This is a genomic window from Fictibacillus arsenicus (genome assembly GCF_001999465.1).
In the GTDB taxonomy this organism is placed as follows: Bacteria; Bacillota; Bacilli; order Bacillales; family Fictibacillaceae; genus Fictibacillus; species Fictibacillus arsenicus.
This window is the reverse complement of sequence record NZ_MQMF01000002.1, coordinates 955,046-971,779: the sequence shown is the minus strand read 5'-3', so window position 1 is coordinate 971,779 and position 16,734 is coordinate 955,046. Positions and strand designations below refer to the sequence as shown.

At 40.4% G+C, this 16,734-nt stretch carries 16 protein-coding genes; 14 read left to right on the top strand and 2 right to left on the bottom strand.

The genetic code is table 11. The features are described from left to right. Positions 1 to 127: 127 nt before the first annotated feature. The 11 genes from UN64_RS12185 (at position 128) to UN64_RS12140 (ending at position 12,585) form a co-directional block, all read left to right on the top strand. Positions 128 to 1,474: an aspartate aminotransferase family protein gene (locus UN64_RS12185; protein WP_077363040.1), complete on the top strand. Its 1,347-nt coding sequence runs from the start codon at positions 128 to 130 to the stop codon at positions 1,472 to 1,474. A gap of 9 nt (positions 1,475 to 1,483) precedes the next feature. Continuing rightward, positions 1,484 to 2,977 (top strand): pyridoxal phosphate-dependent decarboxylase family protein, encoded by a 1,494-nt coding sequence (locus tag UN64_RS12180; protein ID WP_077363038.1) that lies wholly within the window; start codon positions 1,484 to 1,486, stop codon positions 2,975 to 2,977. Then, positions 2,974 to 4,761: an IucA/IucC family protein gene (locus UN64_RS12175; RefSeq protein WP_077363036.1), complete on the top strand. Its 1,788-nt coding sequence runs from the start codon at positions 2,974 to 2,976 to the stop codon at positions 4,759 to 4,761. The genes UN64_RS12180 and UN64_RS12175 overlap by 4 nt, the downstream gene beginning before the upstream one ends. Then, complete coding sequence (locus UN64_RS12170; protein ID WP_077363034.1) at positions 4,745 to 5,332, top strand: GNAT family N-acetyltransferase; 588 nt, start codon at positions 4,745 to 4,747, stop codon at positions 5,330 to 5,332. Before UN64_RS12175 ends, UN64_RS12170 begins: the two co-directional genes overlap by 17 nt. Next, positions 5,304 to 6,653, top strand: a complete 1,350-nt coding sequence (locus UN64_RS12165) for a lysine N(6)-hydroxylase/L-ornithine N(5)-oxygenase family protein (RefSeq protein ID WP_077363032.1) — start codon at positions 5,304 to 5,306, stop codon at positions 6,651 to 6,653. The genes UN64_RS12170 and UN64_RS12165 overlap by 29 nt, the downstream gene beginning before the upstream one ends. Further along, positions 6,629 to 7,840, top strand: coding sequence for an MFS transporter (locus tag UN64_RS12160; protein WP_077363030.1), 1,212 nt, complete (start codon positions 6,629 to 6,631; stop codon positions 7,838 to 7,840). The genes UN64_RS12165 and UN64_RS12160 overlap by 25 nt, the downstream gene beginning before the upstream one ends. Then, positions 7,824 to 9,623, top strand: a complete 1,800-nt coding sequence (locus UN64_RS12155; RefSeq protein ID WP_077363028.1) for an IucA/IucC family protein — start codon at positions 7,824 to 7,826, stop codon at positions 9,621 to 9,623. Before UN64_RS12160 ends, UN64_RS12155 begins: the two co-directional genes overlap by 17 nt. 424 nt (positions 9,624 to 10,047) lie before the next feature. Next, positions 10,048 to 10,470, top strand: a complete 423-nt coding sequence (locus UN64_RS20565; RefSeq protein ID WP_139343090.1) for a DUF2500 domain-containing protein — start codon at positions 10,048 to 10,050, stop codon at positions 10,468 to 10,470. Between the two features lie 6 nt (positions 10,471 to 10,476). Continuing rightward, positions 10,477 to 10,779, top strand: a complete 303-nt coding sequence (locus tag UN64_RS20560; RefSeq protein ID WP_139343089.1) for a DUF2087 domain-containing protein — start codon at positions 10,477 to 10,479, stop codon at positions 10,777 to 10,779. A gap of 4 nt (positions 10,780 to 10,783) precedes the next feature. Further along, a complete protein-coding gene (locus UN64_RS12145) occupies positions 10,784 to 11,788 on the top strand; it encodes a phosphotransferase (protein WP_077363026.1) in 1,005 nt (334 codons plus the stop codon). A gap of 110 nt (positions 11,789 to 11,898) precedes the next feature. Next, the gene (locus tag UN64_RS12140) at positions 11,899 to 12,585 is read left to right on the top strand and encodes a YqcI/YcgG family protein (protein WP_139343115.1); all 687 of its coding nucleotides are present in this window, start codon (positions 11,899 to 11,901) and stop codon (positions 12,583 to 12,585) included. A gap of 12 nt (positions 12,586 to 12,597) precedes the next feature. Here UN64_RS12140 and UN64_RS12135 read toward each other — a convergent pair whose 3' ends face one another. Together UN64_RS12135 and UN64_RS12130 are read right to left on the bottom strand one after the other, a co-directional pair. Next, entirely contained in the window at positions 12,598 to 13,146 is a 549-nt protein-coding gene (locus UN64_RS12135) for a GNAT family N-acetyltransferase (protein ID WP_139343088.1), read from the bottom strand. A 22-nt stretch (positions 13,147 to 13,168) separates the two neighbouring features. Then, positions 13,169 to 13,387 carry a hypothetical protein gene (locus UN64_RS12130; RefSeq protein ID WP_077363020.1) on the bottom strand — a complete coding sequence of 73 codons (219 nt, stop codon included), beginning with the start codon at positions 13,385 to 13,387 and terminating at the stop codon, positions 13,169 to 13,171. A gap of 160 nt (positions 13,388 to 13,547) precedes the next feature. Here UN64_RS12130 and UN64_RS12125 point away from each other — a divergent pair, with 160 nt between their 5' ends. The 3 genes from UN64_RS12125 to UN64_RS12115 all read left to right on the top strand — a co-directional run bounded on the left by UN64_RS12125 (position 13,548) and on the right by UN64_RS12115 (position 16,707). Next, positions 13,548 to 14,390 (top strand): DUF4037 domain-containing protein, encoded by an 843-nt coding sequence (locus UN64_RS12125; protein WP_077363018.1) that lies wholly within the window; start codon positions 13,548 to 13,550, stop codon positions 14,388 to 14,390. A gap of 194 nt (positions 14,391 to 14,584) precedes the next feature. Further along, positions 14,585 to 15,451, top strand: a complete 867-nt coding sequence (locus tag UN64_RS12120; protein ID WP_077363016.1) for a dimethylarginine dimethylaminohydrolase family protein — start codon at positions 14,585 to 14,587, stop codon at positions 15,449 to 15,451. Between the two features lie 116 nt (positions 15,452 to 15,567). Beyond that, positions 15,568 to 16,707, top strand: a complete 1,140-nt coding sequence (locus UN64_RS12115; RefSeq protein WP_077363014.1) for a zinc-dependent alcohol dehydrogenase — start codon at positions 15,568 to 15,570, stop codon at positions 16,705 to 16,707. The last annotated feature ends 27 nt before the right edge of the window (positions 16,708 to 16,734 follow it).

The following is a 16,734-nucleotide window of genomic DNA, read 5'->3' as shown; positions in this document are numbered from 1 at the left end:
GGAAAGAAAGTGAGAAATATTTATCATTGACGATGATAATCATTATCATTTAAAGTGGTACTTGTAATTAATAATGAGAATCATTTTCAGTAACGTGAATTTATTTAAATCTTAAGGAGGAGCAAACATGAGCACCTTAAAAATAGAAATGAACGAACTTTACCTTAAACAGCAGGAAAAACGGGAGTCGAACGCGAGGTCCTATCCAAGAAGGATCCCGATTGCTATAGAAGAAGCTGAAGGAATCTATGTAAAAGATGCAGACGGAAAAAAATTCATAGATTGTCTGGCAGGTGCAGGAACGCTGGCACTTGGTCATAATCATCCGGTCGTAATCGATGCGATTGAAAAAGTGCTTCATGACAAGCGCCCATTACATACACTGGATTTAACGACACCAGTAAAAGAAGAATTCGTGAGTGAAGTGTTTGATAGTTTACCAGAAGAACTCGCTAAGCGTGCAAAGATTCAATTTTGCGGACCAACTGGCGGAGATGCGATTGAAGCTGCAATTAAACTTGTAAAAACAGCGACAGGAAGAAGAAGCATTCTATCTTTCCAAGGCGGGTATCACGGAGCAACACACGGAACGATGGCTCTTTCTGGTAACTTAGGACCGAAGCAGCATGTTCAAGGTTTAATGCCTGATGTTCACTTTATGCCATATCCGTATGAGTATCGCTGTCCGTTTGGAATGGGTGGAGAAGATACAGGGAAAATCAGCGCCACATATATTGAAAACCTTTTATATGATCCGGAAAGCGGAATCCTTCCTCCAGCAGCTATGATCTTGGAAGTTGTTCAAGGGGAAGGCGGATCTATTCCTGCACCAGTTGAGTGGCTGCGTGAAATTCGCAGAATCACAAAAGAACGCAACATTCCGCTGATCATTGACGAGGTTCAAACAGGAATCGGCCGAACAGGTGAACTGTTTGCATTCCAGTATGCAGATATCGTTCCCGATGTTGTTGTTTTATCTAAAGCGATCGGAGGAAGCTTGCCGTTATCCGTTGTGATTTATGACCGGGAGCTTGATAAATGGGGACCTGGTGCACATATCGGAACGTTCCGAGGCAACCAGATGGCTATGGCCGCAGGAACGGCGACACTAAAATACATCAAAAAAAACAATTTATCACAGCATGCAAAAGAACTCGGAGAAAAGCTTATGCTTGAACTCTCCATTCTTCAGAATGAGATTCCGGAGATCGGTGATGTTCGCGGACGAGGCTTAATGGTTGGAGCAGAGATCGTAAATCCCAAAATTCCATCAGGCCAAAAAGGAACATTCGCAGCAAATCCTGAACTAGCGAGCCGCATACAACGAGAATGCTTTAATAGAGGCTTGATTTTGGAAGTCGGAGGCAGACATGGAAGTGTCATTAGATTCCTGCCGCCTCTTATCATTACGGAAGAACAGCTTGATGATGTGATCGTAATATTTAAAGATGCGGTAAGAGCCGCGCTCAAATAGGGGTGCAGAATGAACACTACTGATTTTGACCGTTTTTTTCTAAATAACAGTGAACCAGGATTGCAAAGTTTTCAGGACATCGTATTTGAAGCACAGCACCTTTTAAGTCATTTTTATAACAACAATACAGATGCATATAACGGCAAACAGCCGCATGACATTGAAAAAGAGTTGAATGCTTTGTCTTTCACTTCAAAAGACGGAGAAGATCCCTTCATCGTTCTTGAAGATGTAAAAGAAAAAATCGTTAAGAACAGTATTCACGTTTCACACCCGACAAGCATAGGCCATCTTCATTGTCCTCCGCTTGTCCCAGCCATTGCGGCGGAACTGATTATCGGTGCACTTAATCAGTCAATGGATTCATGGGATCAAAGTTCAGCTGCTACTTATCTGGAAGGAAAGCTGATTCACTGGGTAAGTGAAAAGTTAGGTCTTCCAAAGAATGCAGATGGCACGTTTACGAGCGGCGGCACACAATCCAACTATATGGGATTGCTGTTAGCTCGTGATCATTTTTGCGCCGAAAAGTGGAACTGGAACGTAAAGGTGAAAGGTCTGCCGCCTGAAGCGAATAAGATGCGCATTCTTTGTTCTAAAGATGCTCATTTCACGGTAAAAAAGTCAGCTTTTCAGTTAGGTCTAGGAGAACAGGCTGTAGTAACCATCGAAACAGATCACAACAAAAAAATGAACGTTCATGTTTTAGAGGCAGAAATTCAACGGTTAAAATCAGAAGGCTTATATCCGGTGTGTGTCGTTGCGACAGCAGGAACCACTGATTTTGGGAGCATCGATCCGATTCAGAATATAGCGGTGACCGCTGAGAGGAACGGTCTATGGCTGCACGTTGATGCTGCGTATGGCGGAGCATTAATGCTTAGTGAAAAACATTCACACAAACTCGCAAGCATCGAACAAGCAGACTCGATCACCATCGATTTTCATAAACAATTTTATCAGCCAATCAGTTGCGGTGCTTTCTTTGTGAAAAATAAAGAAAGCTTCCGATACCTGGCACACCATGCAGACTACTTGAATCCCGAAAATGATGAAGACGAAGGTCTCGTTCATCTTGTAAGTAAATCGGTTCAGACAACAAGACGGTTTGACGCATTAAAGCTTTTTATGTCACTTCGAATCGTCGGTGAAAAGAATTTTGCAAGCATGATCGATTATACGCTTCACCTTGCAAGTCAGGCTGCAGGTGTTCTGGATCAAAACGAGCAGTTCGAAGTCTGTAACAGAAACCCAGAAATAAATGCCGTCGTTTTCCGATATGGAGATGGCTTTGCTGAAAACCTGGATGAACTGAACATGTATATCTATAAAAGAATCCTTCATACAGGTACGGCTTTGGTTGCCAAAACAAAAGTGAAAAGCCAAGTATTTTTGAAATTTACATTGCTTAATCCGCGAACGACCATCGTGGATATTGAAGATATTCTTCATAGCATTTCTCAATTTGCAGTAGAGTACGAAAACAGGGGGATCACCCAATGACAAACCATAAACAACAAGCAGAAAATGCGAGCATGCAGAGTTTCTTAAACTGCTATCTTAGAGAAACACAAAATTTCATAGAAGTTGAAGGTGAGATGAATCACTTAGGATGGAACGGATATACACCAAAGAGATGGGTGAAAGTTTCTCTCGCTAACCAGAATTCTGCCATTTTTGCAGCGGTAAAGCATTGGTCATTAACAGGCAGACATTTATTTCACTTTCCTATTCTGTATAAAACAGGTGAGAAAGTGATACCGCTTGATTACGTTTCGCTTGTATCGGTTCTATCGAAGGAATTGCTGCTGGATCAAGATCGTGAAGATGCGGAAGACGAATTAATGCTCCGCACGATTCTAAGTAAAAAGAATGTACAGCGGTATTTAGAAGAGCGAGAAAATGACGCAGCTGACCTAGAGAACAGTGAATTTACATTTATTGAAGCAGAGCAGTCTCTTCTTTTTGGCCACCTTCTCCATCCAACACCGAAAAGTAAACAAGGAATGAGCGAAGAGCAGGAATCTAAGTATTCCCCAGAACTTAAGGGAACATTTCAGCTGCATTTCTTCAAAGCAGACAGGTCGGTTGTCGATCAGGATTCAGCAGACAACATTACTGCTGAAGAGATAACGATGCAGCTTCTTCAGAAAGATAAAAACTTTGTTCAAACGATAGAGTGTGATGAGCAATCTATCTTTATCCCTGTGCACCCGCTGCAGGTTCCTGTACTTTTACAAGATTCGTCTGTTCAAGCGTTGACCACTGAAGGAAGGTTAAGCTACATAGGTCCGTATGGAGAGCCATTTACAGCTACTTCTTCTATGCGATCAGTGTACAGCCATGATTTTAAATATATGTTTAAGTTCTCTGTACCTGTGAAGATAACAAACTCTCTTCGTGTCAATTTGGAAAAGGAACTTCATAGGGGAGTGGAGGTTTCCAGGCTTATGCAAGCGAGGATGGGACAAGAGCTGAAGGAAATCTATCCATCGTTTCAAATCATTCAGGATTCGGCATTCCTAAATATTCCAACAGAAAAAGACACGTCAGGGTTTGAAGTGGTAATCAGAGAAAATCCGTTTTATGAAAATGACAAAAATGCGAGTTTGCTGGCAGGGCTGTGTCAGGATCACGGATTTGAAGGAAAATCACGAATCGGAGCAATTATTCAGGACCTCGCGCAAAAAGAGAACCGATCTACAGAAGAAGTGAGCAAGGACTGGTTTGGCGAATACTTATCAATCGCTCTTGATCCGATGCTGTGGCTGTATGAAACATATGGTGTAGCGCTTGAGGCGCATCAGCAGAACTCGATCGTCCAGATGGAGAATGGCTACCCGAAGCATTTCTATTACCGTGATAATCAAGGATACTATTACAGCGAATCGAAAGCAGACATGCTGGTGGAACAGCTGCCAGGACTTAACCGGAAGAGTGTAACGATCTGCAGTGATGAGGTCGCAATCGAACGCTTCCGTTACTACTTCTTCATGAACCACCTGTTCGGACTGATCAATGGATTCGGTTCAGCTGGTCTTATTGAAGAATCAGAGCTTATGAAAATGCTGAGAAACAGGCTGATGCATCATGATAAACTGACGGGCGGCAAATCAGCATTATTAAGAAGTTTGCTAGATTCGGAGCAGCTGCCTTGTAAAGCGAACTTGCTTACACGTTTTTATGATATGGACGAGCTTGTGGGTTCTTTAGAAACGCAGTCCGTTTATACGAACATTCCAAACCCATTGCAGAAGGTGTTGACTCCAAATGCATCCAGCGTTTAGTTTCTATGATTCAACCATTGAGAAAACACTAGCTTTTATAAAAGTAGATTTGGAGAGGGATGCGGCACTTCTGCATAAATGGCAGCAGCAGCCATATGTTGTTCCGTTTTGGAAGCTGAATATATCCTTTGAAGACTATGAAAAGCACCTAGGAAATTTTTTGACTGACAAGCATCAGACTCTGTATTTAGGTTTGATCGATGGTGTTCCAATGAGCTACTGGGAAGCATATTGGGTGAAAGGGGATGTGGTTGAGACCTGCTACGATCCACACCCCGAGGATCAAGGAATCCACCTTTTGATCGGAGAGGAAGCCTACCTTGGAAAAGGGTACGCACTGCCTTTATTACGTGCGATCGTCCATTCTCAGTTCCAATCACAAGCTACGGAAAAAGTGATCGCTGAACCCGATATTTCGAATGAAAAGATGATTCATGTATTTGAAAAGTGCGGTTTTGAAAAAGTAAAGCCAATTGAGCTGCCAGATAAGACAGGGATGCTCATGTATTGCCATAGAGAAACGTTTGAAAGGAGATGGAAAGATGTCTTTAGAACAGCCGCAACAAAATAAAGTGTATGACATCATCGGTGTTGGCATCGGTCCATTCAACCTTGGGCTAGCGGCGATGCTGGATGAAACAGAGGGGAAAGACGCTCTATTTTTTGAAAAGAAAACAGAATTCAACTGGCATAAAGGGATGCTGATCGACGGTACAACTCTGCAGGTCCCATTCTTTGCTGACTTGGTGAGTATGGCGAATGTGAAGAGCAAGTATACGTTTTTAAATTATTTGCAGGAGCATAACAGACTGTATCATTTTTATTTTCTGGAGAACTTCCACATTCCCCGCACAGAGTATAACCATTATTGCCAGTGGGCAGCGAGTCAGCTTGATACGTGCCGTTTCGGAAAGGCTGTGGAACAAATTATGCCGGTTGAAAATGGTGATGAGCCGTTGTATGAGGTGATTGTAAAATCTGAGGAATCAGGTGAAATAACTACGTATTATACAAGACACCTTTCAGTAGGTATTGGAACAAGTCCTGCCGTGCCATCACATCTGGAGAAAAAGCTAGGTGCAAAAGTCATCCACTCCTCGCAATATTTAAATCGGAAAGAGGAGCTGCTGAACGCAAATTCCATTACAGTCATCGGATCAGGACAGAGTGCTGCAGAAGTTTTTTATGATTTAGCTCAGCATCAGGACAATGACGCTTATTCATTGAACTGGTTCACGCGTTCAAAAGGATTTTTCCCGATGGAGTACTCAAAGCTGGGGCTTGAATATTTTTCGCCTGATTATTCAAATTTCTTTTACCAGCTGCCTTCCTCCAAGAAGGACGAGCTGCTGCAGAAACAAGCCCTTTTGTATAAAGGCATAAGCATGGATACGATCGCGGATATATATGATCTGCTTTATGAAAAATCGGTAGGTCAGTATAAGCCAAAGATTCATTTGCAAGCGATGACCGAACTCGTTTCTTTAGACAATGAAGGTGACACACATCTGCTTTCACTTCGTCAAAACATTACGGGTGAAGTGTTTGAGTTAGAATCTGACGTTGTTATATTAGGCACGGGTTATGCTCCTTCATTTCCGCACTTCTTGATGAAGATGCAAGAAAGAATACAGTGGGATTCTAAAAATCGTTACCAGATCACTCAAGATTATTGCTTGCAGACGAAAGACATGGAGAACAACCATATCTTCATTCAGAATGGAGAGCTTCACACGCATGGTGTCGGTGCTCCTGATCTGGGCCTGGGTGCACACAGAAACGCAGTGATTCTCAATAAAATCTTTGGTGAAGAAATTTATCCTGTAAACGAAAAAAATGTGTTTCAAAACTTTGGAACGGAACCATCATGGAAGCACGCAGCCGTTCGCTAAATCTTTTCCTATTAAGCTGTGTTTTTCTGTTCGTATGTACAGAAGTATTGCTATCACCGTTCTACCCGCAGTTTTTTAAAAAAGTATATGGCATAACAGATCCTGATCTTACAGGTTTTTACATTATGACATGCCGGCTGGTAGTAGTCGTTTTCACGCCGATTTGGGGACTGATCGCGCACAAAAGGCAAAACAGTTTTACTCTGCTGATCATTGGACAATGGGGCACAGGACTCTCTTGCTTCTTGATGGCTGTCTCTCAGACCTTTGAGATGTTTGTAGTAGCGAGTGTTCTTCTGCTGATCTTTAAGAGCAGCTATTTTCTGCTATATACGATTTTGATGCAGGAGAACCGAAAAAAGACGACAGCTGCAGCTGCAAGCTATCATGCTGTTCTGCAGGGTGCAATCGTTTCGGCGACATTATTATCTGGATGGGTCATACAGATGGAAAATCCTCTGCTAGTATTCTGGCTGATCGGGATTATGGAATGTTTGTTGGGTCTTTTCAGTTGTTTTATGCTGAAAAAAGCGGGGGGCAATGTGGAGGATGCTTCTTTACAAGAAAACGGCCAACGAAGTTCCACAAGCATGCTGCCACAATTATTCATATTCGGAATCGTCGTGTTAACCCTTCATATTGCTGTAAATATGGTTCGGCCATTTTTTACAACGTACACTGAACAGATGTATCACACAGACACCATGACGAGTAGTATATTGTATTTACTGCCTAGTTTAATAGCGATTGTATCTGTGCCTCTAATCCGAAAATACAGTGAGAAGCTAGGATGGAACGGCTATGTAGCGGCGACCGTCATGATTATTACGGGCTTGTTTTTCCAAGGAATTGAAACAGGAATTGCAGGACTGGTTGTGTTTCGCTGCATGTTCGGAATAGGAGCTGCCTGGTGTCTGACGAAATTAGATGTTTTTATTTTCAAGTGGAGCCAGAATACACATGGCGATTACAGCAAGGTCTCAGCGATTCAAAATGTGGGTCTTTTACTCGCACCTGTTGCAGCATCATCGATCGTAAACGTCCGGTCGCTGTCAGATATATTTTTTTATTCAAGTTTGTTCGTCGTTCTCCATCTGATTGTTTTCTTATGGGGAACATTTACACGACAAAGAAACAGAGGGAAACTTCACTTACATAAGGAGGAAAAGCATGCTTTATATAAATGAAACAGAATCCATTCTTCAAAAGGAAACGTGGGAAACGGTCAACAAAAATCTTCTTGCTAAGATGCTTGCAGAGTATATGTATGAAGACATGATCCTGCCGGAGGAAAAAAAAGAAGGTTTTGTATTTACTGTTAATGAGGACCGGCAATACCGTTTTGCCGCAGAAAAGCGTTACTTTGACAGCTATGATGTAGATCCAAAATCGATACAAGTATTAGAGAACGGTGAGTGGAAGCCTGCAGTAAGTGCGATCCGTTTCTTAACGGATATTCAGCCTATGATCGGTATGTCTGCAGAAACAGCAGGTCACCTTATTAAGGAATTGAACCATACACTGATCGCAGATGCCAATCTATTAAACCATCATACAAAGTCTTCCGATGAGCTGGCAGATCTTGATTATGCAGACTTAGAAGGAGAGATGTCTGGCCATCCATGGATTACGTATAACAAAGGGCGTATCGGATTTGGATTTGACGATTACAACAAATATGCACCTGAAAACCAAAACGAAACGAAGCTGTTTTGGATCGCGGTACATCGTGATCGTGCTCAGTTCCAATCTGTCAGTGAACTGCATTATGAAAAACTGATCAGGAAAGAACTGGATGGTGTGCTTGTTCAGCATTTTAATGAAATTTTACGTGAAAAAGGAAAACTGCCGCTCGATTACTACTTCATGCCCGTTCACGAATGGCAATGGAAGAATGTTTTGATTCAGAACTTTCCCGAAGACTTGGCGAACGGCATGATTGTGCCATTAGAAGAGGGAACGGATCACTATTTGCCGCAGCAGTCGATCAGAACGTTTGTAAATACAACCAATAAGCTGAAGTCACACGTTAAACTTCCGATGAGCATTTTAAATACGCTCGTTTATCGCGGGCTGCCATCAGAGCGTACAGTGATCGCGCCTCAAGTGACTGAACACATTAAAGGCATCTTTGAACGCGACAGCTTTTTAAGAGATCAATGTGAAGTTGTGCTGCCAGGAGAAGTAGCAAGCATCAATGTGAATCATGACCATTACAGCGAGTTGAAAGGTGCTCCATATCAATATTTAGAAATGCTCGGAACGATTTGGCGTGAAAGCATCTACACATACTTGAAGCCTGGCGAACAGCCGATTACGCTAGCTGCACTTCATCATGTCGATGTGAACGGCAAACCATACGTACAAAGCTTGATTGAAAAATCTGGATTGAGTGCTGACGAATGGGTGAAGAAGTTCTTTGATGTTGTGATGCCGCCGCTTCTGCATTTTTTATATCAATATGGAACAGTATTCTCGCCGCATGGTCAGAATACGATCTTAATTTTAAAAGATTATCAGCCTGAAAGACTGGCAGTAAAGGATTATGTGGATGATGTGAACATATCCGACCAGCCATTCCCTGAACTAGAGGGAGTAACGGAAGAATTGCGTAGGGTTCTTCGCAGCGAGCCGCCAGAAGGCTTAACGCAGTTTATTTTCACGGGTCTATTTATCTGTCATCTGCGTTACATGTCGAACGTGCTTGTACGCAATGAATTGATTGAAGAGGCAGTTTTCTGGTCCTATTTAGTTGACAGTATTGAAGGGTATCAAGAGCGATTCTCTCACTTAGAAGAGCGTTTCAAACTGTTTGATTTCTTTAAGCCAGAGCTTACAAAACTATGTTTGAACCGGAACCGAATGGTAGATTACGGATATGGGGATGGAGACGACCGTCCGCATGCATCTGAGTTTGGCAAAGTTAAGAATGCTCTGCATGAAATTCGTGCAAGCAGGTTAACCGTTTAAAGGAACGAATCAAGTTGAGAAAGGGCTGCATTTGTTATGAATGCAGTCCTTTTTTTGATGGAAAATGATGATTATATTGCGCGTTGGTTTAGTACGGGATGGAGGGTTCGCGAAAAATGTCGCCGAGTGTCGACTTGTGGATAAACGCTAAAAATTTTTGGATTGAGGTCCACTTTTCGTGGATTAAAGGTCAAATCTTGTGGATTCATTGTCCAAACTTTTGTATTCGCAGTTACTCCCGATAAAAAAATAGCTGTTTTCCTTTGTATTCTCCAGAAAACAGCATGGAAAATCCAATTAGCGAAGAAAAATGGTCAGGAATCTTTCTCACCAGTGTTTCACTCGAATAATAAAACTGAAACTTCTGTCTTTTTATTCCCGTATGTAATAATATGTAAGATGGGTGTAATAGGGGGCTAAATAAATGGATGAATTTGAAGACTTTCAGGAGTTTCAAGAACCTGGTTTAGGAGCAGGGGATTGGATATTTGAATTTGGACCGATTTTCATGGGGGTAATCTTTGTACTGGTTATAGGGACGTTTCTTTTTGTGATATTTAAAGGAATAAGCCAATGGAGCCACAATAACAAACAGCCTCAGCTGACGGTTCCTGCTGATGTGAAAACAAAAAGAAGCCGGGTAAGCGGAGGCGCAAACGATACGTCGGCGCGTACAACCTATTTTGTTACATTTGAAGTCGAAAGCGGAGACCGAGTGGAATTCCAAGTGAAGCCACAAGACTATGGTCAGCTGGTTGAAGGCGACAAAGGAAACTTAACATTTCAAGGTACACGCTATCTAGATTTTGAAAGAAATAGAAAGAAAGAATCAATCTTATTGGAGTGAAAACAGATGACAACAGAACTGGAGAACTATCAAGCAAGTGTATTAAATGCTTTCTTTAATAAAGAAGGGAAACTGAAAAACATACCTTCACAAAAGAAGAAAAAGTTAGTGGTGCTAGAGTACTTAATTCGTAAATTAGATGAAGAATCTTATAGTGAACTGCAGATCAATCAATTCATCAAACAATACCATGAGGATTTTTGTACCATTCGCAGAGAGTTTATAGTGAATGGTTATATGGATCGAGACGCGGGTTTTTATAAAAAAAGAGAAGAATCATTGTGGGTGAAGTGGCAGGAGCTGAAGTAAACGGATGAGTGTGGTTAGTTTAGAAAAACAAGCTGCTGAACGATTCTTATGGGAAGATTTAAGATTAGATGCAGAAGACCGTTTCGATTTGCGTATTTATAAAAATATGCCAATCAAACGCGGCTGGCTGAATCAAAAATGGAAAATAGAAACGAATAAAGGGACATTTCTTTTAAAGCAATACAACAGAGAACGGATCAAAAAATATGACCTTGATACCATTCATACAGCACTTCAGACTCAAAACCGCTGCTTTAATCATGGAGTTCCCTGTCCAGAACTGCTGGAACATGGCGGGGTACTTTTACATCAGACCTCGAATGAGGAACTGTACACCTTCATGCGTTTTATGGAAGGAAATTTAATAAGTGCTGGAAATGCTAATCCAGAACAGATGAAATCGTTAGGATCAGCTATAGGAAGGCTTCATGGTCTATTAAATGACAAAACTCTTCCTCCTAAAAAAGAAACCATGTTTAATTGGCCATCCTTCCAAGATCGTATTGATTATTGGGATTCTGTTTTATTGGAGTGCGATGGGAAAGGTCTAACAGAATTAAAGTCCTTCATACTTTTACAAAAGGAAGCAACCAGTAAGATGGGCAAGGATGATTTTGATAACCTGACTCCAGGATGGTGTCATCGGGATTTATGGGTGGATAATCTATTATTTACATCAGACGCCGTAAAAGCGATCTTAGATTTTGACCGGATGAATTATGACTTTCTTGAGTTAGACATTGGCCGAATTATTATCTCAGCATGCTTACATAATGATGCTTTAAATCGTGAAGCGGTACATGCATTTATTGAAGGATATTGCCATACAAATGAATTATCGCTTGAGAGGGTAATTCAATCTTTGTGTCTTGTTTGGTACATGGAGAGTACGTGGTGGATCTCTGTTATCAAGCATGAAGGTGAGCCGCCAAAAAGGTTTGCACATGAGATGATCTGGCTGGCACAGCATTTAGGCAATTTAAAAGAAATTTTAGCTTGGAAAAAATAAGCAAGGCAAATCACGTTTTATTCATTAAGCTTAAGGGAAATTCCTCACTATCAGATTAGAGGAGTGGTTAAGTGGAAACGAAACAATTAACTTTGCTTACAAAAGAAGATATGATAAATCCAGATCGAGTTCCAGCTTGGGTCATTGAAGAGTATAAGACCTTTCATGAAACAGTAACTGACAAAACGTTTCCTTGTTACTTTGGTATGGCCGCTGAGAAAAAAGGCGAACTTCGCTATGCATATGTGACTCATGATGACTGGTCAAACCTGCCTGAAGCTATTAAAGAATTCAATAAATTATTTGACGCACCTAAATTGATTCGCCATGGTTTGTTTGTGTTCGTCGAACCAGAAAAAGAAGAGAAAGACATTCCGCATTATCGTGAATATTTCTGGAACATTCTTAAATACCTTCACGAAACAGACGATCAGCCATGGCCAGAGCATATTCCAAAAGATCCCGATCATCACTTGTTTGCTTTTTCAGTGGATAATGAACCCTACTTTGTGTTTGGCAACGCACCAGCATATAAACAGCGTAAAACGAGGGATCTCGGAAACAGCTTAGTTTTAGGATTCCAGCCAAGACGCATTTTCGAAGGCTTAGAAGGAACATCCCCAGGCGGAAGCATGTCACGTGAAAAAGTACGTGAACGTGTGGAAAAGTGGGATAACCTGCCGACTCACCCGAACATCAGTCATTACGGTGACCCTGAGCATCGTGAATGGAAGCAGTACTTTATCGGTGATGACGTAGAACCGATTACCGGTAAATGTCCGTTTCATCATAAATAAGCAAAAGGACTCCTAGTCGAGTCCTTTTTTTAGTGACCATTCTTGTTCTAACATACTGAATAACAATGAATCCCTCCATCCGTCTTTTAGACGGATAGATTCACGAAGCCTTCCTTCTAAAGTCATACTAATTTTCTTTAATACTTTTTCGGAGGCTTTATTTCTTGGATCGCACGTCGCAAAAATACGGTGTAATTTTAACGTTGAAAATCCAAAATTAATCAAAATATTAGCAGTTTCTGTTGCATATCCAAAACCCCAGTAGCCCGGATGAATAACATATCCTATTTCACCTTCTCTATTAGCGGAGCTCCGAATACATAATTCTCCCGCACCAATCATTTCTCCAGATCGGTTTTCCACAATAGCGAACGCAAATCGCACTCGGGGATTATTCTTTGATTCATTAATCGCTTCATTAACATATGCAATAGAATCTTTTTCTGTATTTGGTCCCCATGGCTGATATTGAGAAACAATTTCCTGTGAAGCATATTTATGAACAGCTTTCCAATCTTCTTCTTCAAACTCTCGCAACATAATTCTTTTACCGGCTAACATTTGTCTCTCCTTTATTAGCATTTTAAATGGAAGGATTCTTTGAATTCTTATGTGTTCTAATGCTGCTGATAAAAATTACAAGACTAATAATTGTCGCCGTAAAATATGCTTTGTCAAAATCAAATTGTTCTACTGCCCTGTGATTAATCCATATATGAAACCCAAGTTTTGCAGCAATGATGACAGGAACACAAAGAATCATAAGTACTACATATTTATATAGGCTTTTTTTAGGAATCATTTTTTGTCTCCTTAAATTTTATTAGAATCCTTTCTATTTAATAAACATAAATCCCTTTCAAATATTGTAATATTTTCCTAAGGTGTTAGTTGTGATAATCTAAAAAAGAGTTGAAGAGCAACTTGAAGGTCTTTTTGCCTTTCTAAGGAGAGAATACATAATGAAATTAAAAGATATAGCAATAAAAATGGCTTCTATCTATCAGCAAAATCCTAAAGTAGAAGCTGATTTGCTCGCTGGTTCCGTTTCAAGAGGATGGGAAGATAAACATTCAGACATCGAGCTGAATATCTTCTGGTCTGAACCGCCTACAGATGAAGACCGAATGCAGCCCATTCAAACGATTCATGGATCAGTGATTGATTTCCACCCATTTGAGGAAGAAGAATGGGCTGAGAGCTACCTAACACCTGAGAATGTGAAGCTGGAAATCAGCAGCTTTTTAAAAAATACTGCTGAAACTTGGATTAACGATGTGGTGAATGAGCTTGATATAGATTACGGAAAGCAATGCATGGTTTCTTCTATTTATTACGGACAAAGTTTATATGGAGATTCAGTGATCAATACATTAAAAAACAAAGTTCAAAATTATCCAGATGAACTTGCCGAAAAGATGATTGAAGAGAACTTGGCGCTCTGGTATAGATGGAACAACCGCAAAGCATTATTAGACCGAAAAGACTGGCTGATGCTGTATGATTTAATGGGAGCGGTTCAGAAAAAGCTAATGGGTGTGCTGTTTGGATTAAACAAGTTGTATATCCATCATCCATCTTTTAAATGGATACATAAGTACAGTGAGATTTTTACAATTAAACCCCAAAATATGGATGAAAGATTTGCTGCTATTTTTCTAGGAGATGTTCATAATAGTGTGCAAGACCTTGAACTTTTAACCCAAGAGGTTTTTCTTCTAGTAGAGGAGCATTTTCCCCATCTGCCGTTTTTAAACGAATACAAAGAAAAAATGGATTTTGTGCGACCTGAAAATAAGGTATAAAAAACGAGAAATGCATACAAAATAGTGATAGCCATCCGGGTGGATTCGTCTGCTCGGGTGGTTTTTTATGAAAAGAGATAACTTTTAGCCATTTTGGCAAAAATGAAAATAGAATAATTGAAGTTGTAAAAAACGTTTACGGTACAGATGATTTAGGGAAGAGCCTTATATATACCTTAAATGGAGGATTATGAATGGCTACCGTAATTAAAGGAGAATATAAGCTCGTGAATTGTGACAGTGAGTTTGGAACATTAAAAAAAGTAATTGTTTGTGAACCTAGATATATGAAGATTGATGAGATCATCAATGAAACACAGCGTCATTTTGCGAAAGACAATATCAACATGAAACGCGCGATGAAACAGCATCAGGATTTTGTTAAAATGATGACCAACCATGGTGTAGATGTTTATAAACTTCCTCCGATGGAAAAGTTTCCAGAACAGGTTTTTACCCGGGATATCGGTTTTACAATTGGTGAGACTGTGTTTGTTTCTAGAATGGGAAGCAACATTCGTGACGGTGAAGAGAAGATTCTACGAAACTGGCTGCTGGAGCATCAAGTAAATCTCTCTCTAATAGAAGGAGACCGAATCGAAGGCGGAGGTGTAATCGTTCATGGCAATAAAGTTTATATCGGTGTTAGCGGAAGGACTTCAGAAGAAACCATACAAGAGTTGCAGTCTCAACTTCCAGATATGGAAGTGATCGCTGTTCCGTTTGATCCAATCTTTTTACACTTAGATTGTGTGTTTAACATTTTATCTGAAAAAGAAGCACTGGTTTATCCGCATGCATTTGAAGAAAAAGACTTAAACCTTCTCGCATCGCACTTCGAACTAATTGAAGTGAATAAAGACGAACAATTTACAATGGGGACGAACGTTTTATCAATTGGGAATAAAAAAGTGTTAAGTCTTCCATGTAATAAAAATGTAAACAGTGCTTTGCGTGAACGAGGATATGAAATATTAGAGGTAGATATTTCGGAAATCATTAAATCTGGCGGTTCATTCCGTTGCTGTTCCATGCCGCTTTATCGGGAATCTGTTTATTAGAATAAAGTCTCTGCCACTGGCGGGGACTTTTTTTATTTCTTGTTAAAAATGTTTTATAGAACATAATTTTCTGAGTTGAGGGAAAAGAGTAAGTATTCTACATCTAGGAGGTTATTATGAGAGCAGTTACTTTTCAAGGTACAAAAGACATCCAGGTGAAAAACGTTGAAGATCCAGTAATTCAGAAAAAGGACGACATAATTGTACGAATTACTTCAACAGCTATTTGTGGATCTGATCTTCATATTTATCAAGGTGCGCTGCCTACTAGGAAAGATTATGTAATTGGACATGAACCTATGGGAATAGTAGAAGATGTTGGTCCAGAAGTAACACGTGTAAAGAAGGGGGATAGAGTTGTCCTTCCATTTAATATTTCGTGCGGTCAATGTTTTTATTGTAATCATGATATGGAAAGTCAATGTGATAATTCTAATCCAAACCCAGCGATTGATACAGGAGGATATTTTGGATTTACTGAAAGGTATGGTAACCATCCAGGAGGACAAGCTGAGCTACTGCGTGTACCTTATGGAAATTTCATGCCTTTTGTCATTCCTGAATCGTGTGAACTTGAGGATGAAGCTTTGTTGTTCATGTCGGACGTCCTTCCGACAGCTTATTGGAGTATTGAAAATTCGGGTATGAAAGAAGGAGATACAGTAGCTGTCCTCGGATGTGGACCTGTTGGATTAATGGCTCAGAAATTTGCTTGGATGAAAGGAGCAAAACGAGTTATTGCCATTGATAATATCCATTACCGTTTAAATCATGCGGTCACAAAAAATCGTGCGGAAGTTTACAATTTTGATGATTTCGATAACATGGGGGCACACATAAAAGAAATAACAAGCGGCGGTGTCGATGTCGTAGTCGATTGTGTAGGGATGGACGGAAAAAAATCGGTTGTTGAGAAGGTTGAACAGAAATTGAAGCTGCAAGGCGGCACACTCAGTGCCATTGAGATTGGCCTTAATGCAGTGAGGAAATTTGGAACGATACAGCTTACAGGTGTGTATGGATCGATGTACAACATGTTTCCGCTAGGTAATATCTTCGAGAGAAACGTAACGTTAAAGATGGGGCAGGCACCTGTCATACATTACATGCCATTGCTTTTTGATAAGATTATTAATCAGGAATTTGATCCAACAGAGATTATTACACATCGAATACCATTAGAGCAGGCAGGGAACGCCTATAAAACCTTCAATGACCATGAAGATGAATGTATTAAGGTTGTACTAAAACCGTAGAAATAAGAAAAAGGAGCTCGGCAAATC